Origin of the sequence: Streptomyces synnematoformans (assembly GCF_039531005.1) — a bacterium.
In the GTDB taxonomy this organism is placed as follows: domain Bacteria; phylum Actinomycetota; class Actinomycetes; order Streptomycetales; family Streptomycetaceae; genus Streptomyces; species Streptomyces synnematoformans.
This window is the reverse complement of sequence record NZ_BAAAPF010000053.1, coordinates 1-20,573: the sequence shown is the minus strand read 5'-3', so window position 1 is coordinate 20,573 and position 20,573 is coordinate 1. Positions and strand designations below refer to the sequence as shown.

17 protein-coding genes and 2 pseudogenes are annotated in these 20,573 nt (G+C 74.1%); 11 read left to right on the top strand and 8 right to left on the bottom strand.

Annotated features, from left to right (window positions below):
- The first annotated feature begins 3 nt into the window (after positions 1-3).
- The 5 genes from ABD317_RS11820 to ABD317_RS11800 are packed head-to-tail and all read left to right on the top strand — an operon-like array spanning position 4 to position 8,040.
- Entirely contained in the window at positions 4-927 is a 924-nt protein-coding gene (locus ABD317_RS11820) for a carbohydrate ABC transporter permease (RefSeq protein WP_344289731.1), read from the top strand.
- Positions 924-1,763 (top strand): ABC transporter permease subunit, encoded by an 840-nt coding sequence (locus ABD317_RS11815; RefSeq protein WP_027751766.1) that lies wholly within the window; start codon positions 924-926, stop codon positions 1,761-1,763. Before ABD317_RS11820 ends, ABD317_RS11815 begins: the two co-directional genes overlap by 4 nt.
- The gene (locus tag ABD317_RS11810; protein ID WP_344289729.1) at positions 1,760-3,058 is read left to right on the top strand and encodes a glycoside hydrolase 5 family protein; all 1,299 of its coding nucleotides are present in this window, start codon (positions 1,760-1,762) and stop codon (positions 3,056-3,058) included. The genes ABD317_RS11815 and ABD317_RS11810 overlap by 4 nt, the downstream gene beginning before the upstream one ends.
- Positions 3,055-5,343 (top strand): glycoside hydrolase family 3 N-terminal domain-containing protein, encoded by a 2,289-nt coding sequence (locus ABD317_RS11805; RefSeq protein WP_344289728.1) that lies wholly within the window; start codon positions 3,055-3,057, stop codon positions 5,341-5,343. The genes ABD317_RS11810 and ABD317_RS11805 overlap by 4 nt, the downstream gene beginning before the upstream one ends.
- A gap of 36 nt (positions 5,344-5,379) precedes the next feature.
- Entirely contained in the window at positions 5,380-8,040 is a 2,661-nt protein-coding gene (locus ABD317_RS11800; RefSeq protein ID WP_344289727.1) for an endo-beta-N-acetylglucosaminidase, read from the top strand.
- Positions 8,041-8,144: 104 nt separating this feature from the next.
- Here ABD317_RS11800 and aztD read toward each other — a convergent pair whose 3' ends face one another.
- The 4 genes from aztD to aztB form a co-directional block, all read right to left on the bottom strand.
- On the bottom strand, positions 8,145-9,341 hold the full coding sequence (aztD, locus tag ABD317_RS11795) for a zinc metallochaperone AztD (protein ID WP_344289726.1): 1,197 nt from the start codon (positions 9,339-9,341) through the stop codon (positions 8,145-8,147).
- 83 nt (positions 9,342-9,424) lie between these two features.
- Positions 9,425-10,390: a zinc ABC transporter substrate-binding protein AztC gene (gene aztC / locus ABD317_RS11790; RefSeq protein ID WP_344289725.1), complete on the bottom strand. Its 966-nt coding sequence runs from the start codon at positions 10,388-10,390 to the stop codon at positions 9,425-9,427.
- On the bottom strand, positions 10,387-11,652 hold the full coding sequence (locus ABD317_RS11785; protein WP_425582338.1) for a hypothetical protein: 1,266 nt from the start codon (positions 11,650-11,652) through the stop codon (positions 10,387-10,389). The genes aztC and ABD317_RS11785 overlap by 4 nt, the downstream gene beginning before the upstream one ends.
- A gap of 40 nt (positions 11,653-11,692) precedes the next feature.
- On the bottom strand, positions 11,693-12,535 hold the full coding sequence (aztB, locus tag ABD317_RS11780; protein WP_027751772.1) for a zinc ABC transporter permease AztB: 843 nt from the start codon (positions 12,533-12,535) through the stop codon (positions 11,693-11,695).
- A gap of 46 nt (positions 12,536-12,581) precedes the next feature.
- Between aztB and aztA the strand changes: the two genes are divergently transcribed.
- Entirely contained in the window at positions 12,582-13,304 is a 723-nt protein-coding gene (gene aztA, locus ABD317_RS11775) for a zinc ABC transporter ATP-binding protein AztA (protein ID WP_344289724.1), read from the top strand.
- Positions 13,305-13,504: 200 nt separating this feature from the next.
- On the opposite strand, the gene ABD317_RS11770 is transcribed toward aztA, so the two are convergent.
- Positions 13,505-13,864, bottom strand: a complete 360-nt coding sequence (locus ABD317_RS11770; protein WP_344289723.1) for a bifunctional DNA primase/polymerase — start codon at positions 13,862-13,864, stop codon at positions 13,505-13,507.
- Between the two features lie 78 nt (positions 13,865-13,942).
- A pseudogene (locus ABD317_RS11765) lies at positions 13,943-14,149 on the bottom strand (SAM-dependent methyltransferase); the annotation flags it as partial.
- 92 nt (positions 14,150-14,241) lie between these two features.
- On the opposite strand from ABD317_RS11765, the pseudogene ABD317_RS11760 reads away from it, so the two are divergent.
- A pseudogene (locus ABD317_RS11760) lies at positions 14,242-14,436 on the top strand (SCO5389 family protein); the annotation flags it as partial.
- Positions 14,437-14,503: 67 nt separating this feature from the next.
- On the opposite strand, the gene ABD317_RS11755 reads toward ABD317_RS11760, so the two are convergent.
- Positions 14,504-15,550: a WD40 repeat domain-containing protein gene (locus ABD317_RS11755; RefSeq protein ID WP_344289721.1), complete on the bottom strand. Its 1,047-nt coding sequence runs from the start codon at positions 15,548-15,550 to the stop codon at positions 14,504-14,506.
- Positions 15,551-15,750: 200 nt separating this feature from the next.
- Here ABD317_RS11755 and ABD317_RS11750 point away from each other — a divergent pair, with 200 nt between their 5' ends.
- The gene (locus tag ABD317_RS11750; protein WP_344289720.1) at positions 15,751-16,398 is read left to right on the top strand and encodes a choice-of-anchor M domain-containing protein; all 648 of its coding nucleotides are present in this window, start codon (positions 15,751-15,753) and stop codon (positions 16,396-16,398) included.
- A gap of 68 nt (positions 16,399-16,466) precedes the next feature.
- On the opposite strand, the gene ABD317_RS11745 is transcribed toward ABD317_RS11750, so the two are convergent.
- Positions 16,467-17,111: a dienelactone hydrolase family protein gene (locus ABD317_RS11745; RefSeq protein ID WP_344289719.1), complete on the bottom strand. Its 645-nt coding sequence runs from the start codon at positions 17,109-17,111 to the stop codon at positions 16,467-16,469.
- Between the two features lie 601 nt (positions 17,112-17,712).
- Between ABD317_RS11745 and ABD317_RS11740 the strand changes: the two genes are divergently transcribed.
- From ABD317_RS11740 to ABD317_RS11730, 3 genes are all read left to right on the top strand, one after another.
- Complete coding sequence (locus tag ABD317_RS11740; RefSeq protein ID WP_344289718.1) at positions 17,713-18,840, top strand: sensor histidine kinase; 1,128 nt, start codon at positions 17,713-17,715, stop codon at positions 18,838-18,840.
- Entirely contained in the window at positions 18,828-19,493 is a 666-nt protein-coding gene (locus tag ABD317_RS11735) for a response regulator (RefSeq protein ID WP_027751777.1), read from the top strand. The genes ABD317_RS11740 and ABD317_RS11735 overlap by 13 nt, the downstream gene beginning before the upstream one ends.
- A gap of 399 nt (positions 19,494-19,892) precedes the next feature.
- Positions 19,893-20,573, top strand: a 681-nt coding sequence (locus ABD317_RS11730) for an MFS transporter (RefSeq protein WP_344289717.1), incomplete at its 3' end; no start/stop codon positions are given.

Here is a 20,573-nt window from a genome sequence, read left to right as displayed (position 1 = left end):
GGAATGCGCCGGGAGGGCCGCACCCGCCCCGCCCGGCACGCGCACTGGACGCGGGGCAGCTGGTACGTGCCGTGGCTCTTCCTCGGCGTCGCGCTCGCCGTGGTGTCGACGTTCGTCCTCTTCCCCTTCTTCAACACCCTGCTGCTCTCCTTCACCGACGCCACCCTGCTGCGCGGCGGCCAGTTCGTCGGGGTCGACAACTTCCGGGAGCTGTGGGGGGACGCGCGCTTCAGGACGGCGCTGCTCAACTCCACGCTCTACGTCGTCTGCGTCGTACCGGTCATGGTCGTGCTGCCGCTGGTCCTCGCGGCGCTGGTGGCCGGCAAGGGCCGTCTCCTGGGGTTCTTCCGGACCAGCTACTACCTGCCCGTCATCATGTCCCCGGTCATCGTGGGCCTGGTGTGGACGAACCTGCTGGACCGCCGCGGCCTGGTGAACTCGGTGCTCGGCTGGGTGTCGGCCGTCGGCGAGCCCGTCCCGTTCCTCACCGACCGCTGGCTCCTGCTCTTCAGCGCCATGTTCGTCACGATATGGATGGGCATGGGTTACTACATGGTCATCTACCTGGCGGCGCTGGCCAACATCGACCCGACGCTGTACGACTCCGCGGACGTCGACGGAGCAGGCACGGTACGGAAGTTCCTGCACGTGACCATGCCCGGGGTGCGCAACACGATGGGCCTGATCGGCCTGTTCTCCTCGATCGCCGCCTTCCGCGTCTTCGGCGAGGTGTACGTGCTGACCGACGGCACCGGCGGCACCGGTGGCGACAACCTCACGATGACGATGCTGATCCAGCGCGAGGGCACGGGCCTCCAGGCGCGGACCGGCTACGCCGGGGCGATCAGCCTCGTCATGTTCGCGATCATGGCCGTCCTCCTCGTGCTGCAGCTCGTGGCGCAGAACCGGCAGAGGAGGAACGGATGAGCCGGCGGCGCCCGCGCTTCCCCACGGGATCGGTCGCGCGGTACACGGTCCTCGTCCTGATGTTCGTCCTGCTCGCGGGACCGCTGCTGTGGCAGCTCTCGCTGTCGCTGAAGGGCCCGGGCGACGACCTCTACGCGCAGCCGCCCCGACTGGTGCCGGACGACCCGACGTTCGGCAACTACACCGGGGTCCTCGACCGGGTCCCCGTGCTGCGGTTCGTGATGAACTCCGGTCTTGTCGCCCTGCTCGTCGTCGGCGGGAACGTCCTGTTCGCCACGGCCGCCGGGTTCGCGCTCGCCCGGCTGCGCTTCCGCTTCCGCGGCCTGGTGACGGCGCTCTTCGTCGCGGCGCTGCTCGTGCCGGTCGAGGCGGTCATCATCGCGCAGTTCCTGCTCGTCAGGTCCGCGGGCCTGACCGACAGCCTGCTCGGCGTGGCACTCCCGACGTTCGTGGCACCGCTGAACGTGCTGCTGATGCGCAACGCCTTCGCCGGCATCCCCGACGAACTCGAAGAGGCCGCCGTGCTCGACGGCGCCGGGGTCTGGCAGCGCTTCCTGCGGGTCTGCGTGCCGCAGGTCAAGGGCGTGATGGCGGTCGTCGCGATCTTCGCGTTCGTCGGCTCGTGGAACGACTTCCTCTGGCCGCTGATCGTGCTGTCCGACGAGCAGAACTACACCCTCACCGTCGGGCTGAACATGCTCAAGGGCACGTTCTACGACGACCCACGACTCATCGCGGCCGGCACGATCGTCGCGCTCGTACCCATCATCGTGTTCTTCGCCGCCCTGCAGAGGTTCTTCATGCGCGGTCTCGAACAGGGAGGTATCAAAGGATGACCGCGCTGCGCTTCGGTGTGAACTACACGCCGCGCAAGGACTGGTTCTACTCCTGGCTGGAGCCGGACTTCGACGAGATCCGCCGGGACCTGGACGCCATCGCCTCGCTGGGGCTCGACCACGTCCGGATCTTCCCCTTCTGGCCGATACTCCAGCCCAACCGCACGCTCATCCGGCCACGGGCGCTCGCGGACGTCCGCACGCTGGTCCGGCTCGCCGGCGAGGCGGGTCTCGACGCCTCGGTCGACGTCATCCAGGGGCACATGTCGAGCTACGACTTCGTGCCGGCGTGGCTGACCTCCTGGCACGCGACGAACATGTTCACCGACGCCGGAGCCGTCAGGGCGCAGGCGGACCTGGCCCGTGCGCTGCACGACGCCGTCGCCGACCTCCCGAACTACCTCGGCCTCACCCTGGGCAACGAGGTCAACCAGTTCTCCGGCGATCCGCACCCCGCCCCGATGCGGGCGTCGTCCGAGGACGCCGGGAACTGGATCCGGACGCTGCTGGACGCCGTGCCGGCGGACGGGCGGGCGCTGCGGCTGCACGCCGAGTACGACGCCGTCTGGTACCTCGACGGCCATCCGTTCCTCCCCACGCACGCGGCGCGGCTCGGCGACCTCACCGCGATCCACTCGTGGATCTTCAACGGCACCGCCCAGCGCTACGGCGGTATGGCGGCGGAGAGCGTGCGGCACGGTGAGTACCTCATCGAACTCGCCCGCGCGTTCGCCACCGGCCCCGGCCGGCCGGTGTGGCTGCAGGAGATCGGCGCGCCGCTCAACTGCCTCGACGCGGCCGAAGCGCCGGCGTTCTGCGAGCAGGCCGTCCGCCACGCCGCGGACAGCCCGGCGCTGTGGGGGGTGACGTGGTGGTGCTCCCACGACGTCGACCGCCGGCTCGCGGACTTCCCCGAGCTTGAGTACTCGCTCGGCCTGTTCGACGCTGACGGGAAGGCCAAGCCCATCGGCCGCGCGTTCGCCGCCGTCGCGGAGGAGCTGCGCCGGCGGGCCGTCGCTCCGGCCCCGCGGCGGGAGGCCGTCGTCGTCGCGGTCGACGACGCCGACGTCCCGGTCCGCCGCGCCGACCTCGCGCCGGGCGGCGCGGCGTTCACGGCCTGGATGGACCTGGCACGGCGGGGCCGCCGACCGGCGGTCGTCACCTCGCGGACCGCCGAGTCGGCCGACGACCTCGCGGCGCGCGGGGTCGAAGCGGTGCACGAGCCCGACACCACCGGGGTGAGCGCCTACTCCGCGGTCAGCGACGGCTCGGCCCTCACGACGGGCACGACGTGACCGGGGCGAGGGCTCCGGGCGCGGCGGAGGACGGGGGCCAGGCCGCGGACGGGCGCGTCGACGCCGTCCTGGCGGCCATGACCGTCGAGGAGAAGGCCGGTCAGGTCAACCAGCGCCTCCACGGCTGGCGCGCCGTCGAACGGGACCGGCGCGGCGCGTTCCGGCTGACCGGCTACGCCCGCGAGGAGATCGACCGGTGGGGTGGGCTCGGCGCCCTCTACGGGCTCTTCCGGGCCGACGCCTGGTCCGGCCGGTCGTGGGCGAACGGCATCCGGCCCGAGGAGCGCGCCGAGGCCGCCGCGGCGGTGCAGGAGGCCGTGGCCGCAGCCGACCGGCACGGCGTCGGGACGCTGCTGGTCGAGGAGGCACCGCACGGGCACCAGGCCCTCGGCGGCACCCTGCTGCCGGTCAACCTCGCCGTCGCCGCCGCCTGGCGGCCGGAGTCCCTGGCCGACGCGGCCCGCGGTGTCGGCGCCGAACTCGCGGCGAGCGGCGTCCACGTCGCCCTCGTCTCGGCCCTCGACATCCTGCGCGACCCCCGGTGGGGCCGCGGCGAGGAGTGCTACGGCGAGGACCCGCTGCTCGCCGCCGAGCTGACCCGCGCCGTCGTCGAGGGCATGCAGGGCGAGGCACGCTCCCGCGTGGGCGACGGCGGGGTCGCCGTCGTCCTCAAGCACCTCGCCGCCCAGGGCGAGGCCGTCGGCGGCCGCAACGGCCAGTCCGCGCACCTCGGCCCGCACGACCTCGCCGAGATCCACCTCCCGCCCGTCGAGGCCGGCCTGCGCGCCGGGGCGCTCGGCTTCATGGCCGCGTACAACGACATCGACGGCGTCCCCTGCTGCGCCAACCACGACCTGCTCACCGCGTACCTGCGGGGCCGCCACGGCTTCGACGGGATCGTCATGGCGGACGGGCTGGCCGTGGACCGGCTCGCCGGGACGACCGGGGACCTGCCCGGCGCCGCCCGGGCCGCCCTGCTGGCCGGCGTGGACCTCTCCCTGTGGGACGAGTCGTTCGCCGGCCTCGCCGCCCTGGCCGCCGCGGACGCACAGGTCGCCGCGGCGCTCGACGTCGCCTGCCGCCGGGTGCTGACGCTGAAGGACCGGCTGGGGCTCCTGGGCGACCCCGGTCGTCCCGTACGCCCCGACGCCGCGCGGTCCCTCGCCCGTCTCACCGCCGCCCGGAGGTCGACGGGCGCCGCCTCGCGGCGGCTCGCCGCGGAGTCGCTGGTCCTGCTCCGGAACGCGCGGCGGGAAGACGGTGGCGCCACGCTGCCGTTCGACGCCGCCCGGCTGCGGAGCGTCACCGTCGTCGGGCCCCACGCCGACGACGTCCCGGCGCTGCTCGGCGACTACGTCCCGCCGCTGCCGGCCGGGGCGGGCCGCGGTGTCGCCGAAGCCCTCCGCGCCGCACTGCCCGGTGCCGAGACCACCGCCGGCGAGGCCTTCGACGACGTGGGGGCCGCGGCCTTCGCCGGCGCCGATGCCGTCGTCGTCGTGATCGGCGGCACCAGCCACCGCTCCTACGACGCCGCCTTCGCGGACAACGGCGCCGTCGCCGCCCGGGCCGGCGAGGCCACCGGCGGCGAGGGCGTCGACCTGGCCGACGTCTCGCTGCCGGCCGGGCAGGACGACCTGATGAGGGCGGTCCGGGCCGCCACGGACGCGCCGGTGGCGGCCGTCGTCGTCTCCGGCCGGCCGCACGTCCTGACCGGCGCCCTCGAACACTGCGACGCGGTGCTGTGGGCCGGGTATCCCGGCCCGTACGGCGGCGAGGCGGTCGCCGACGCGCTGCTCGGCGAGGCGGAGCCCACCGGGCGGCTGCCGATGACGCTGCCGCGGCACCCCGCGGCCGTCCCGGTGCGGTACAACGACCGGCAGAGCGCGGCGGACGTCTACCGCGACGCCCCGGAGCCGGTCCTGCTGCCGTTCGGCTTCGGCCTGGGCTATCGCGACGTGGCCGTCACCGGCCTGGACGTCACCGTCCGGCCGGACAGCCCGGCCGAGGTCGTGGTGACCGTGACCGCGGCGAACCGGTCCGGGCGGCCGAGCGACCCGGTGATCCCCGTCTTCGCCCACCGCACGGGCGGGACGCGCACGCCCCGGATCCGTGAGCTGCTCGCCTTCGGGCGGGTCACCGTCGGCCCCGGCGCGACGGCCGCAATCACCTTCACGCTCCCGGCCGAAAGGGTGTTCGCCGATCTCGCCGATCCGGGCGCGCCGACGGCCGTGACCGAGCTGTACGTGGAGGGCCTGACCCGCACGATCCGGCCGGCCCGCGGCTGATCCGGGCAGGACAGCTACTCACAAGGGAGTAACAGCATGACCAGACCCGTACCACGACGGCGGTCGCTGCTCGCCGCCGTCACCGTCACCGCCGCGCTCGCCGCGACCGCCGTCGGCACGCCCGCGGCAACGGCGTCCGACACCCTGCCGTGGGAGGGGGAGAGCGCCAAGGGACCGAACCAGCCGTACCAGCACGGCTACTCGGCGACCACCCTCCTCGACTGGGACCCGCGCACCGACACCGACGCCGGCAGGCTGCGCGCACGGATACCCCTGCAGCCGCGCGCCGACGCCGACCCGGCCACGCAGCGCAACCCCGCGCTGCCCGCCGAGACCCGGATGCTCACCCTCGCCGGCGACTACGGCAACGCGTTCTTCGAATCGCACCCGTACACCAACGAGTTCAGCCAGTACCTCTTCTCCTACTGGCAGTACACCGACGCGTACGCCTCCTGGCACGGCATGCCCACCGAGGGCGTGCCCGAGGAGTACTACGACCCCGCCGCCGAGTGGACCCAGCGCTGGTTCGAGTTCGGCGCGGTCAACCTGCCCAACCCCGGCTACACCGACGCCGCCCACAAGAACGGCGCCCGGTCGCTGGGCACCGTCTTCTTCTCGGACCACGACCGCGGCCCGCAGTCCTACAGCGAGCTGCTCGTACGCGACGGGAACGGCGGCTTCCCCGCCGCGCGCAAGCTCGCCGAGGTCGCCCGCTACTTCGGCTTCGACGGCTACTTCATCAACCAGGAGCAGAGCCGCGTCGCCGCCGAGGACGTGGACGACTACATGGACTTCCTCGCCGCGCTGCGCGCCGAGGGCCTGTACGTGCAGTGGTACGACTCGGTCGACGCCGGGACCGGCGAGAAGCTCTACGAGAACGAGTTCACCGAGCGGAACGCCCCGTTCGTCCAGAACGACGCGCGGGGCCCGCTGGCCGACTCGATCTTCCTCAACTACTGGTGGAACAGCGAGAAGCTCACGGACTCCGCCCGGTACGCCGAGTCCGTCGGCGTGAACCCGCGCACGCAGGTCTTCGCGGGGGTCGAGGCCGGCAAGTACCAGTTCGACCAGCCGTACGACCTGCGGGACAACCTCGGCGAGGACGGGGCGCCGATGAACGCCGTCGCCACCCTCGGCGCGGACTTCGTCCACTCGGACTACGCGCACAAGACCGACGACGACAAGCAGTCGAAGGTCTTCGACCGCGAGCGGCGCTGGTGGACCGGCACGGCGACGGGCACCGGCCCGGCCGGCGACGGCGAGTGGCCGGGCGTCTCCTCGCAGATCGCCGAGCGGACCGCCGTCACCGGCTCCACCTTCGCCACCACGTTCAACACCGGGCACGGCCTCGGCTACTGGCGCGACGGGGTACGGGCCGGCGGGCAGGAGTGGGGCAACATCGGCATCCAGGACACCCCGGTGACCTGGCAGTGGTGGTTCCAGGGGGACGGCGCCGACGGCCTTGAGGCGGACTACGACTACGGCCCGGACTACACCCCCGCGGACCGCTTCGACTACCGGCCGCTCGGCGCCTTCGAGGGCGGTTCGTCGCTGGCGGTCAGCGGCGAGCTGACCGGTGACGCGGTGCTGCGCCTGCACAAGACGGACCTGCGGCTGGAGGAGGGCTCCCGGGCCGAGCTGACGTACGCGGGGCCGAGCGCCGGCGACGCCGACGTGAGCCTGGCGCTCGTGCTCGCTTCGGACCCGTCGAAGACCGTCCGGGTGCCGATCGAGCACTCCGGGCCCGCCGGCGGCGGCTGGCGCACCGCGACCGTCGACCTCTCCGCCTACGCGGGCGAGACGGTCTCCACGCTGGGGCTCGGCCTCGCTCCCCAGGCCGGGCCGATCGACGACTTCCAGGTCAACCTCGGTGCCCTCACCGTCACGGACGGCGCCGAGCACACCCCGGACGCGCCCACCGGCTTCCACGTCGAACAGGCCCTGACCGCGACCGACGAGCTGTACCTGGGGTGGGACCTCGACGACTACGAGGACGTCGTCCGCTACGACGCCTACGCCGACGGCGAGTACCTCGGCGGCGTCTACGACGACAACCTCTACGTCAAGCACTTCACCGGCACCAGGGGAACGCTCCGGCTGGTCGCGGTCGGGAAGGACGGCAGCAAGAGCGGGGCGGCGACCCTCCCGTACGACTTCACCCGCGGCCCGGGCGACGTCGCCGCCCGGGCGTCCGAGGACGGCACGGTGACCGTGGCCTGGGACAAGCCGGTCCCCCCGGGTTCCGTGGTCACCCTGAGCGGCGCGTACGAGGACACGCTCAGGCCCGGCCACGGCAGGACGTCGGTGACGTTCCGGGACACTCCTGTCGACGGTGGAGACTTCGTCGCCACGGTGGCCCCCGCCCGCGGTGGCACCCCCGTCGCGGCGACGGGGGCGTTCGCCGACACCGAGATCGAGCCGTACCCGACGTCCGCGGTCGAGCTGTCCGGAACCTCACTGCGGCTCACCCAGCCCACCCTGGCCGACTGGCACACCCTCACGGTGTACGAGAACGGCGAGCCGATCCCGTTCGACACCACGTACAGCCAGGGCGAGCGCGACCGGATGATCCGCGGCCGCACCACCCTGGACGCGCTGTCGGTCACGTTGTCCGCCGCCGACAGCACGGTGACCGCCGTGATCGAGGACTACGCCGGGAACCGGGCCGAGACGGTCCTGCGGGAAGGCGCCGGCTGAGGAAGCGGTCCGTCGGCGGGCACCGCCCGCACCGCTCCCGGCGGGCCGGCCGGCGCCCCGTGAGGGGCCGCGCCCGGCCCGCCGGGCCGGCGGCGGCTCGGCGGTCAGTGGCCGGAGACGACGCCCGACAGCTCGTTGGTCTCCTTCGGCAGGGTCACGGACTGCTGCTTCTCGCCCAATTCGATGTCGATCGCGTGCAGCTTCCGTTCGCCCGGCTCGGAGACGTACGCCGTGTGGTCCCGTACGAAGAGCGTGGGCCTCGGCTGCTGCCAGTCCAGCGGCTCCGTCCACTCCCCCACCGCGGGAATCTTCCGGACGACCTCGCCCTTCTCCGGGTCGATGACGTGGATCGCGCCGTCCGTGCCCAGCACCAGCGCCTCGCCGTGCGGTCCCCGGGCCAGGGAGCGGAAGGAGTAGCTGGTGCCGATGTCGACCAGACGCAGTTCGCCGCTCCGGGTGTCGATGAGCGAGACGCGCTCGGGGCGCTCCAGCTCGGCCTCGGGGTCGGTCTTGTAGTCACCGAGCAGGACGGGCGACGCGTCACTGCCCGCCTGGTTGCCGATACGGCCGTAGTCGTCCGGCGCGTCGACCTTGGTGAAGTCGCCGTCCTTGTACAGCAGAACGCCGTCCTCGCAGCCGACGGCGATCGCCTCGCCCTGGGCCGCCGCCTCGCCGTGGACGCCGGGGCAGTCCTCGTTGCGGGCGATCTCCTTGTTGTCCTCGTCCAGGACCAGGACGCCGGTGCGCGTCTCCTCGTTGCCGAGCGTCGTGAGCAGTTCTCCGTTCTCCAGCTCGATCGCGACGCCGTGGTGGGGCTCCTTCGAGGTGTACGTCCGCGCGTCGGGCTTCGCGCCGCCGGCCAGGTCCGCCGGGTCGAAGACGCTGACCTCGCCGGTGCCGTCCGTGAAGAGCACGGTCCGGTCCGCGTGCCGCACGACGTGCCCGGGCTCGGCGCCCGGGAACTCGATGTCGGTGAGGGCTTTTGCGGAGGTGTCGAGGACGCGGAAGCCGGCGTCGGTGGAGACGATCATGTGCGTGTCGTCGCCGGCGGGGTTGACCCGGTTGAAACCGGGCAGCTCGATCGTCTCGGCGACTTCGAGTGACTCCCCGTCGAGGAGGTAGAGGCCGCCGTCGAAGGTGGCCGTGAGCGGGTCCGTCAGGGTGGCGGGCGAGGCACTCGGCTTGCTCTCGCCGGGCGGCCCGGCGGAGTCCTCGTCTTCGCCGCAGGCGACGAGGGCGAGGGCCGCCGTGAGGGCGAGCGCCGCGCCGCGGGCGGCTCGGGTGCGTACGGGACTGTGCACTGCTGTTCCTTTCTCTGCCGCACGGGTGGCGGCGTGGTGAGGGGACCGGCCGCCGGGAGACCGCCGGCCGGGGTGTTGCGGGGTCAGGGAGCGGTCAGGCCTTCGGTCATCGCGGTCGCGTTGGCGCGCATCATCTGCAGGTAGCTGCCGGCGCCCCCGCCCGGCTCCGTCAGCGATTCGCTGTACAGCTCGACGACGCGCACGTCCCCGCCCAGTTCCTTGCGGAGCACCTCGGCCAGCCGCTTGGGCTGGGAGGAGTCGGCGAAGATGGTCCGCACCCCCGCCCCGCGCATGGCCTGGGCGAGCGACTGCAGGTCCGAGGAGCTGGGCGAGGCGAGCGTGGTGCCGCTCGGCAGGACCGCTCCGACGACGCGGAAGCCGAAGCGGTCCGCGAGGTAGCCGAAGACGTGGTGGTTGGTCACCAGCGCCCGGCGCTCCGCGGGGATGCGGTCGAAGGACCGCGTCATCCAGGAGGTGAGGTCGGCCAGACGCCCGTCGTAGCGGTCCGCGTTGGCGCGCACGGCCCCGGCGTCGACGCCGTCGACGTGTTCCACGACCTGGCCGGCGATCAGGCCGGCGGCCTTGCGTACCCGGTCGGGGTCGGTCCAGAAGTGCGGGTCGGGCTCCCCCGCGCCGTCCTCGGGCCCGCCGTCCTCTGCCCGGTAGGTGAGCGGGTCCACCGCCTTGCCGACCTCGAAGGCCGCGACGCCGGACTCGCGCGCGTTGTCGACGTGCCGCAGGACGTTCTCCTCCAGGCCGAGGCCGTTGAAGACCACGAGGTCGGCCTGTTCGAGGTCGGCGGCCTGGGGTGCCGACAGTCCGAAGGAGTGCGGGTCGGCGTTCGGCTGCATGAGGACCGTCACCTCGGCCTCGTCGCCGACGATCTCGCGGGTGATGTCGCCGAGGATGTTCGTCGTCACCACCACGCGCGGCCGGTCGGACCCGCTCGTACAGCCCGACGCGGCGGCCAGCGCGAGGAGTGCGGCGAAGGCGGCGAAGGCGGCGATCAGGGCGCGGTGACGGGGCGGACGACGGCTGCCGCGGCTCATCGGCCGGTCTCCGCCATCAGGCCCGGCTCGATGTCCAGGTCGAAGGTGCGGGCGACGCGCAGGCCGTCGTTGTAGTCGATCTCGTGCACGCGCCTGCCGGCCGGATCGCTGACGTAGGCGCGGCTGGTGTCCACCGCGATGACCGGGGATCCGGCGACGCCGGGCCCGGGGTCCGCCGCGGCGGGTGCCGCGTCCAGCGCGGCCTCCTCCCCGGTGCGCTCGCCCGTGGCGGTGTCGAAGCCGCGCAGGGTTCCGTCGGTGCCCAGCGCCAGCAGGGGCGCCCCCTCGCCCGCGGTGTTGGCGGCCAGGACGGGCCCGGTCGCCACGCGCTGCCAGGTGCGTTCGGTCACGTCCAGGACCCAGACGGCCTCGCGGCCGGCCGGCGCGGTGAGCGTGTCGCTGCCCGGCCGCAGCCGGAAGGCGGTGGCCCGCTCGTCCTCGGGGACGCCCCGGGGGTAAGGGATCTCCACGGCTTCGAACGTGCCGCTCTCCTCGCGCACGAGGAGCGCGCCCTCGGCGCAGCCGAACACGATGCCGCGCCGCGTCACGGCGTCGCCCCGGGGGTCACGGCACGTGGCGTCCAGTGCGGCGGTCTCCTCGCCGTCGCGGTCCCGGACGGTCACGCCCGCGTCCCCGCCGGAGCCCAGGGTGATCAGGTGCCCGCCGTACGGGATCACGGGCGCGGCGTGCGGCCCTGCGAGCGGGCGGGCGTCGCCGATCCTCCCGTCCTCCAGCGCGTCACGCCGGTAGAGCCGCGCGTCCCCGTCCTCGGGGGTCACGGCGGTGACCGCGGCGTCGCCGCGTATCCGGGCGCCGCCGCCGTCCGGCAGCTGTCCCACCTCGCGTATCCGGGCCCGGTAGTAGTGCACGTGGTCGCCGTGATCCACCATCCAGGCGCCCGTGTCGAGGACCTGCGTCTCCCGGGCGGTGTGGAAGAAGCCGAAGCGGCCGTCCGTGGTGAGGCCGGTGGCGTCCGGCACGGCCGGGACGGTGTGCACCTTCTCGCTGATCAGGTCGAGCACCCGCGCCTCGCCGGTGCCGGGGTCGGCCAGCACCAGCCGCGACTGCTGCTCGGCGGCCTCCTTCGCCCCTTCGACGTACCCGTGCGGGGGCGAGGGTGAGGCGCGCCGCGATGCCTCGCGGTCGCCGCCGGCGTCGCCCTCGCCTCCGCCGCACCCGGCGGCGAGCGCGGCGGCGAGGAGCAGGGCGGTGGACATGCGGAGTGATGCGGTCCTGCGGGCAGTCACGGTCGTGCTCTCCATCTGCGTCGGTCTGTCGTTCGCGGGGTGTGGCGGGAGCGGCTCAGGCCCGGTCCGGGACCGGGCGGGCACGGCGGGAGCGGATCCCGGCGGCCAGCTGGGAGAGGAAGAACTGGGCGACGGCGAACGCGGCGACGGTGGCGCCGGCGGCGGTGCTCAGGTGCCAGGACAGGAGCAGGCCGCAGAACGTCGCGCTGACGCCCAGCAGCGCCGCGCCGGCCATCACGCCGTGGACGCTGCGCGCCCACGGCAGGGCGGCGGCGGGCGGGGCGATGAGCAGGCCGAGCACGAGCAGGGTGCCCACGATGTGGAACGACGCGACGATCGCCAGCGTCAGCAGCCCCAGCAGCAGGGCGTGCGCCAGGTGCGGGCGCAGGCCCAGGGTGCGGGCCTTGCGCGCGTCGAAGGCCAGCGCGAGGAAGGCCCGGTGCCCGAGCACGGTGACGGTCAGCGCCAGCGCCAGCGCCACGCCGAGCGTCACCAGGTCGCCTTCGCCGACGGCCAGCACGTCGCCGAAGAGGAAGCCGGTCAGGTCGACGGCGAAGGACTGCGACCGGGAGATGATGATCACTCCCAGCGCGAGCATCCCGACGAAGAGCAGGCCGATCCCGGTGTCCTCGGAGAGCCGCGGCGCACGGCCGACCGCGCTGACGCCCGCGGCCATGACGGCCGCGCTCACCGCGGCGCCGACGAGCAGGTTGCCGCCGAGGAGGGCGGCGACGGCGATCCCCGGCAGCAGCCCGTGCGACATCGCGTCGCCGAGGAAGGCCATCCCCCGCAGCACCACCCAGGTGCCCGCCAGCGCGGCGATCGCGGACACCAGGACGCCGCCCACCAGGGCTCTTTGCACAAAGGTCACCTCGAAGGGTGCCGTCAGCCACTCCATGCCCCGCACCGTACAATGAAAATGATTATCACTACAGACGGGATTGATGATGCCACCGCAGCCCCCGACCCCCCGGGTCCGCATCTCCGGACTCAGCGCCGGCTACTCCGGCCGGACCGTGTTGCACCAGGTCACAGCGGATATTCCGGGGGCGGCCGTGACGTCGCTGACCGGCCCCAACGGCAGCGGCAAGTCGACCCTCCTCGGCGTCCTCGCCGGTGTGATCAAGCCGACATCGGGAGAGGTGGAACACTGTGGCGGCGGCACCGCCGCGTTCGTACCGCAGCGCAGCGCCGTCAGCGACGCGCTGCCGCTGACCGTGCGGCAGACCGTCGCGATGGGGCGCTGGGCGGACCGCGGACCGTGGCGCAGGCTGACCGCCCGCGACCACGCGACCGTCGACGCCGCGCTCCGCCGGCTCGGCATCGCGCACCTCGCCGACCGGCAGCTCGGCGAGCTGTCGGGCGGGCAGCGCCAGCGCACCTTCATCGCCCAGGGGGTCGCCCAGGACGCGGACCTCCTGCTGCTGGACGAGCCGTGCACGGGCCTCGACCCCGAGGCGCGCGCGAGCATCGAGGAGCTGCTCGTCCAGCTCGTCGCCGACGGCGCAACCGTGGTCCAGGCCACGCACGACCTGGAGTCGGCGGGCGCGGGAGAGCACTGTCTGCGGCTGCGCGACGGACGCCTCGACGCGGCCGGCCACCCGCCCGCCGCCCTTGCGCACACCGCGCCGGCCGGTGCGCCGGTCGGCGACGGCCGGGTTCGTTGACGACCGGTGGCCCTGATCGGGGTGTCGGACGGCGACCGGCAGGGCGCACCGGGAAGCGCGCTCATGCGCGAGGCCGACGCACGTGCCGAGTCGACGTCACGCCGACGGCAGCCTGCCTTTCAGCGGCGGGCCGCCTCCACCAGAGCCAGTTCGAGGGCGTCCGGAAGGTGAAGAACCCCGCTGCCGTCCGGACTGACCAGTCATCGCAGCGAGCCGGAGGTCCGGTAGGGCGCCGGTACGGTGATCCAGGTCCCGTGCCCGATGTAGTGGATATCCGTGCCGACCCAGAGGGTGTGGGGGTCCGGGGGGAGGAAGAAGCTGACCCGGTGACCGACGAAGTCGCCGAGTGTGGGCCCGGGTTCCTGTTCGGGCAGGCGCCGTAACTCGTCGAGGGCCTTCACGCCGAGCCGTTCCGGAACGTTCAGCACGTCCCAGAACCGGCCGGCGGGGAGCAGGGCGACGGCGTTCTCCCCGTGGGCCCACTGCCGCCGGCAGGCGGCCGGGTCCGGTGCCGCCGCGGAGAGCCACTCCTCGGCCCGTCGTCTTGGCATATTCATCATGCATATATCGTGCTCGTCGCCTTCCTGGACCGAAAGACACGAACGGGGTGCCGTACACGGCGGCACAGTCGGTCAGCGCGGGAAGCGGGTGCCGGGGTCCTGGTTCCAGGACCAGGGCGCGATGGACCCGTGGTCGACGACGAGAAGGCGCCCGCCCGGGTGCAGCGCCGGGGCGGCGGTGCGCAGGATCGCCGCCCGCGGCAGGGCGAAGGGCGTCTGGAAGTACTGCGCCGAGACCAGGTCGAACGTGCCGCTCGGGAACGAGCGTGCAAGATCGTGCCGTTCGGTGGCCTCGCCTCTTCCTTGACGAGGGCCGGACCGCAATTGCCTGTCCCGCGGCCGGATTTGACATCGGTTGCGCCGTCACCGTGAACCTAAGGCTGCTGCGCGCGCTCGCCAGCGACGCCATCCGCGGCTGCCTGGAGCGCCACTTCGGCGTCACCCCGGCCTTCCAGAACTGCCACAGGCTCGCCGTCTTCCCCACCGGGGCCCGCGACAGCGCCGGCCTCGCCCGCTTCGTCTCCCCCCGCGCGCAGGTCCTCAACCAGTCACCTGAGCTGCGCGACTGCTGACCCGGCACCGCCGGCGACGGCGTGCCCGGCGCGGCACCCGTGCGGTCTGCTGTTCGCCCCCGGTCCGTCACAGCCGGGTCCCGTCGGGCAGCCGGAGCGCCACGATGCGTCCGTCGCGGGTGGCGGCGATCAGCAGCCCGGGGCCGGACCAGGCCACTGCGGTGACGGCGGAGCCGAGTTCGTACCGCTGTACCGGCCGGAGGCTTCCTCCGGCCGGGCCGGCGGACGCGCGCCAGAGTGCGAGCGTGCCGTCGTCGCCGCCGCTGGCCAGGTGGGCGCGGGTGCCGGGGCGCCAGGCCAGTGCGGTGACGGTCTCGTGGGCGGCGAGCATGCGCGGGCCGGTGCCGGCCGGGCCCGTGCCGGAGAAGTCCCAGACGGTGACGTCGGGGGCGCCGTCGGTGGCGAGCCAGCGGCCGGTGCCGTCGAAGGCGAGCCGGGAGACCTTCCGCGGATAGGCGGACATGGTCAACTCGTCGCCGTCGCGGGTGCGCCAGATGTGGAGGACGGCGTCCTGGTTGCCGCCGCAGATCCAGCGGCCGGTCGGGGCGACGGCCAGCGCGAGGTGGGAGCCGACGTACGGGTAGGTGGCCACGGGTGCGGCCCGGTGGCACTCGTGGCTGCGCACCGCCCCGTACGCGGCGACGGCCAGGCGCCGTCCACCGCGCATCCAGGCGACGTCGGTGACCGTGCCGGCCGCCGGTTCCGTGGCCCACATCTCGCTGCCGTCCGGGCGCAGGACGACGGCCTGGCGGCCGTTCGCGACGGCCACCCGGTCGGTGCCGGACCAGGCGGCGGCCTGCGACCAGGCGCCGGTGGCGGCCCGCCGTACGCGCCGGTCGGCGCGGCGCCAGAGCCCGTGGCCGCCGGGTCCGGCCACGACCAGGTGCTGCGCGTCCGGGGAGAGGGCGGCGTACAACAGGCCGTCGGGCAGCGGGAAGTCGTCGACCGGCGCGCCGGCGGCGGCGTGGAGAACCCGCGCCGTGCCGCCGGCCCCGGCGACCGCGACCAGGTCGCCGACGGCGCTGACACAGACGGGGACGTCGTCGACCTCGGCGGTCCAGGCGTACGCGGCGGTGGCGTCGGCCCCGACCGGCGCGTCGGACGTGGTGCTCATACGGCGGCCTCCGCGCCCGCCAGGCAGTCGAAGGCGCCGACGCCGAGGATGCGGATCAGGGCGTCTGCGGGCTGGGCTTCCGGGGGCTGGGACATGGCGATCGGACTCCTTCGGGCGGGGCGCCGCGCAGGCGACTTATTGAATATGATTGTCATTTTATCTAAGCTGTCGGTACTCAACTTCTCCTGACCGGAGGTTCGATGTCCACCACGCTGCTGAACCGCACCCTGCTCGTCTCCGGCACGGCCCTGGCCGCGCTCGGCCTCGCGGCGGCACCGGCTCTCGCCGAGCCGGTGACCCTGTCCAAAGGGCACGTCGATGTCGTCGACATCGGCTACGAGGGAGGCGCGCTCGAACTCGGCCTGCACGACGGGACCTCCGGCACGCCGGTCGAGCGCGACCCGGCCGAGGTCACCCTGCACGTCAGGCCGGAGGCCCAGACCGCGGTGCCGGGCGACCCCGCGTACGGGTTCCTCGGCGACCCCGGCGACCCGGTGTGGATCCTGCCGCAGACCGAGAACCCGGACCTGCTCTTCGCCGGCTGGTCCGCGCACGAGGTACCGGCCGACACCTTCCGGGGCGACACGGTGCAGCTTCGGCTGACCGCCGTCAGCGGCCCGGCCGACGTCAGCGTCTTCGACGCCGGAACGGCCGGACCGGCCAAGCGGTTCGACAGCGGCGACGGACTGCCCGACTCCGCAGCCGTCTCCGCGGGCGCCCACCACCACACCAACTGGGCGTTCGAGGCCGAGGGGAGGTACACGCTCACCTTCCAGGCGAGCGGCACGCTCACCGACGGCACGACCGTCACGTCGGACCCGGTGGACTACCACTTCACCGTCGGCTGACCCGCGCGCACGGCGTCGGCCCCGGGGAAACCCCCCGGGGCCGACGCATGCGGCCGGGGGCCGCGGGCTCAGCCTTCGGGAAGCATCCTCCTGAACCAGTCCCCCGCCGCGTCCGCGACCTCCTCCAGCGCACCCGGCTCCGGGAACAGGTGCGTCGCCCCGGCGATCACACGCAGCTCGTACGGCGCGGAGAGCCGCTGCGCGGCCTCCTCGTTGAGCTTGATCACGGCTTCGTCCCGGCCGCCCACGAGGAGCAGCACGGGCGACCGTACGCCGGCGAGCGCGTCACCCGCGAGGTCGGGCCGGCCTCCACGGGAGACCACGGCACGTACCAGGTCGGGCCGCTCGGCCGCGGTGACGAGCGCAGCCGCCGCGCCCGTGCTGGCGCCGAAGAGCCCGAGGGGGAGGTCGGTGACGCGGGCCGCGAGCCAGTCGGCGGCACCGCTGAGCCGGTGCGCCAGCAGGTTGATGTCGAAGCGGAACTCACGGGTAACCGCATCGGCCCGGTCCTCGGCCGGCGTGAGCAGGTCGAGGAGGAGGGTGCCGATTCCGGCGTCGTTCAGCCGGGCGGCCACCGCCTGGTTGCGCGCGCTGTGCCGCGAACTGCCGCTGCCGTGGGCGAACAGCACCAGACCCATGGGCGCGTCGGGGACCGCGAGGTCACCGGCGAGCCGCGTGTCGGCGATCCGGACCGTCACGCTCTCGACGGGCATGGGGACCTCCCACCTCCCGAGGACGTCGGGGTACGTGAGCCGGGTACCAGGGGAGCGCCGAGACAAACCCGACGTAAGCCTGCAAACAACCCACCGGCCGTCCTAGAGGACGGCGGGGACCGGCCACGTCATATCGGCAGTTGGCCCGCCGGAGCACGGGGCGAGATCCCGTCGTCTGCGGCGGCGGCTGCTTCGGTCACTTCGGCGAACTGCCCGGCTGTCGCACCCCGGTCGACGTCACCCGCGACGGGACCCGCGGCGCCGCGGTGTGCGCCACCGGCGACGGCGGCCAGGACGCGGAGCAGGCCATGGGCACGCGCGCGGGCACGGAGCCGTGCCGGTCCCGGGCGTCTGCGGAAGACCACGGCAGCACCCGCGCTCCGACCGTTTCCTCACCACCGCACATGCGGCAAATCCTGCGCCCGCGCGGGGGTACGGCCCCGCCACCGTACGGGTGTACCGGGGCTGCCGGCGGGGGTCAGAATGTGGCGCTGACGGGGTGTCCGTGATGGGCGCTCAGGCCGATTTCGTGGGGGTATCCGGGGTGCAGGGGTGGGCGAGAGCGTTATGGGGCATGCGGGGTGCGCAGGACAGGGCGCGGTTGGGATCCGGGATCCAGCGGGCGCAGGCGTTCATGGTGCTGGCCACGCTGCTGTACCGGGCGAGCCATCTGGTGGTCGGCGTGCTGGCGGTCGTCCCGGAGCGCCTGGGCGACCCGACAGCCTGCCTGGGCACGGTGGCGGCTCTCGCGGTGAGTGCGCTGGTCTACGGCACGGCGCTGCGGGACGGCTGGTTCGACCGGCGGTACGTCTGGGCGGACGTCCTGGTGACCGGCTGTCTGCTGCCGCTGGCGGCGGCGGCCTCGGGCGGGGCGCGGGAGCCGGGGGCGTTCGCCTGGGCGATGCTGCTGAGCACCTCGGCGAGCGCCGTCGCGGCGGTGGCCCTGCCGGGGCTGTGGCCCGTCGTCGTGGTCGCGGTGCTGGTGGCGACGAACCTGCCCGGGTACCTGCTGGCCAGAGCGGATGCCGCCGTGGTGACCGGCCACGTCAACTCCCTGGTGTGGTCCGCGCTGATCGCCTGGGTCTTCTGGCGCTACCTGTGCCGGCAGGGCTGCCAGCTCGACGAGGCCACCGAGCGGGCGGTGACGGCGGAGGCCCACAAGGCACGCTACGCCGAGCGGCTTGAGCACCACCGCGCCCTGCACGACACCGTCCTCGCCACGCTGACCGCGCTCGCCGGCGGCGGGATCGACGGTAACGACCCGCGGGTGCGGGCGCGTTGCGCACAGGACGCGGCGTTTCTGCGGCGATTAGTCGAGCAGACGTCCGGCAGCGAGCCCCGGCGGGAGATCGGAGCGGCGCTGGAGGACGCGATCCGGTCGGCGGAGAGCCTGGGGATGCGGGTGACCGCGCGGTTCCACGACCTGCCCGCCGTACCGCCGAAGGCGGCCGGGGCGGTGGGCGACGCGGTGCGGGAAGCGCTCAACAACGTGCACCGGCACGCCGGTACGGGGCACGCCTACGTGACGGCCGCCGGACAGCCGGACGGCGGCGACGGCGTGACGGTGACGGTGGTCGACCGGGGCTCCGGGTTCGACCCCGAGCGGCACGTGCCCGGGCTGGGGCTGCGGAGTTCGGTGCACGGCCGGATGGCGGAGGCCGGTGGCGCCGCGCTGGTGGAGGGTGCCCCGGACGAGGGCGTACGAGTGGAGCTGCGATGGCCGCGGTGATCAGCGTGGCGGTGGTCGACGACGACCGGATGCTGCTCGACGGGATGGCCTCCTGGCTGGGCGGCGTGCCCGGGATACGGCTGGTCGCCGTCTCCACCACGGTGGACGGGCTGCTCGCCGCCGCGCCGGCCCCGCGGGACGGCGCCGGCGCGGCCGCTCCGTGCGACGTCGTGCTGCTGGACCTGCGGCTGCGGGACGGGTCGCTCCCGAGAGACAACATCCGGCGGCTGCTCGGGGCCGGGAGCAGGGTTCTGGTGATCAGCACGGTGCCGGACAGGGCCCGGGTCGTGGAGGCGCTGCGGGCCGGCGCGGACGGCTATCTGACCAAGGACAACGACCTCTCGACGCTGGTCGCGGCCGTCGAGGACATCGCCGCCGGCCGCGGCGCCCACTCCCCGGAGCTGGCCTTCGCCTGGGCCCACGACACCGGCCCGGAGCGGCCCCGCCTGTCTCCGCGGGAGGAGCAGATCCTGCTCGACTACGCCTCGGGGATGACGCTGCATTCGGCCGCGCGGCGCGCCGGGATCTCCGCCGCCACGGCCAAGGACTACCTGGACCGGGTCAAGACCAAGTACCGGCAGGCCGGGCGGCCCGCCCACACCAAGATCGAGCTGGCCCGCCGGGCCCGGGAGGACGGTCTCGACGTGTACTGAGGCGTGTCGCGCCCCGTGCCGCGCACGCCCCCGCCCCACCACCGTGACCGCGGGTCCGGCCCGCCGCAAGCCCCCCAAACGGACGGCTACAGCGGGCCGGAGCCCGGCCCGTACAGTCGAGCCCGCCGCGATGCGGCCGGGCTCATGCCGCCGTACGGTCAGGAGGAGCGCACCCATGAAGAAGCCATGCGGATGCACTGTCGCCCCGGACGCCCACGCCCGCTCGCGCGGCCTGCGCGGCTTACGCGCCCGCCACGGCTTACACGACCTGCTGCGCGACCCGCGCGACGGGCACGGCCGCACGGCCGATGACCGGCACGGCCACGCCGGCGGCCCGCCGGCCCGCCCACCCTCCCCCGCTCCCTCGCACCCGGCGTTCCAGCGCACCTCAGCGGCCTGTTGAGCCCGGTCACCGCCCGCTTCCGCAGACGGGCGACCGCTCCGGCCCCCGCGGCCGAAGGGGACTTCCGCCGCTTCTGGTGGGCCGGCACGACCGACGCCCTCGGCACCCAGACCTCCGGCCTGGCCCTTCCGCTGCTGCTGCTCGCCCTCGGCAGCTCACCCGCCGTCGTCGGCATGGTGGCCGGTGTGTCGGCCGGATGCGGCATGCTCACGGGCCCGTTCGCCGCCGTCCTCGCCGACCGCGGCGCCCGCAAGGCGGTGATGGTGTCCGCCGCGCTGGTCGCCGCCGGAGCCGTGGCCTTCGTCGCCGTCAGCACGCTGCTCGGGGACCCGCCGCTGTGGCAGCTCTTCGCCGCGGTGGTCGTGGAGCGCACCGCGACGTCCTGCCAGTCCGCCGCCGCGGCCGGCACGGTGGCCGTCCTCGTGCCGGAGTCCCGCTACCCCTGGGCCGTCTCCCGTATCCAGGCCGGTGAGCAGGCCGGGCTTGTGGCGGGCCCGGTCCTCGGCGGTGTGCTCTTCCAACTCGGCCGCTGGCTGCCGTTCCTCGCCGACGCCGTCTCGTACGTGGTCTCCGCGCTCTGCGTGGCGTCGATGCGCTCGGATCTCCTGCCGCGCCGCGGCGGCGCGGCGGAGCCCGGCCGCCCGTCGCCCGCCGGCGGCGGGTTCGCCGCCGCCGGC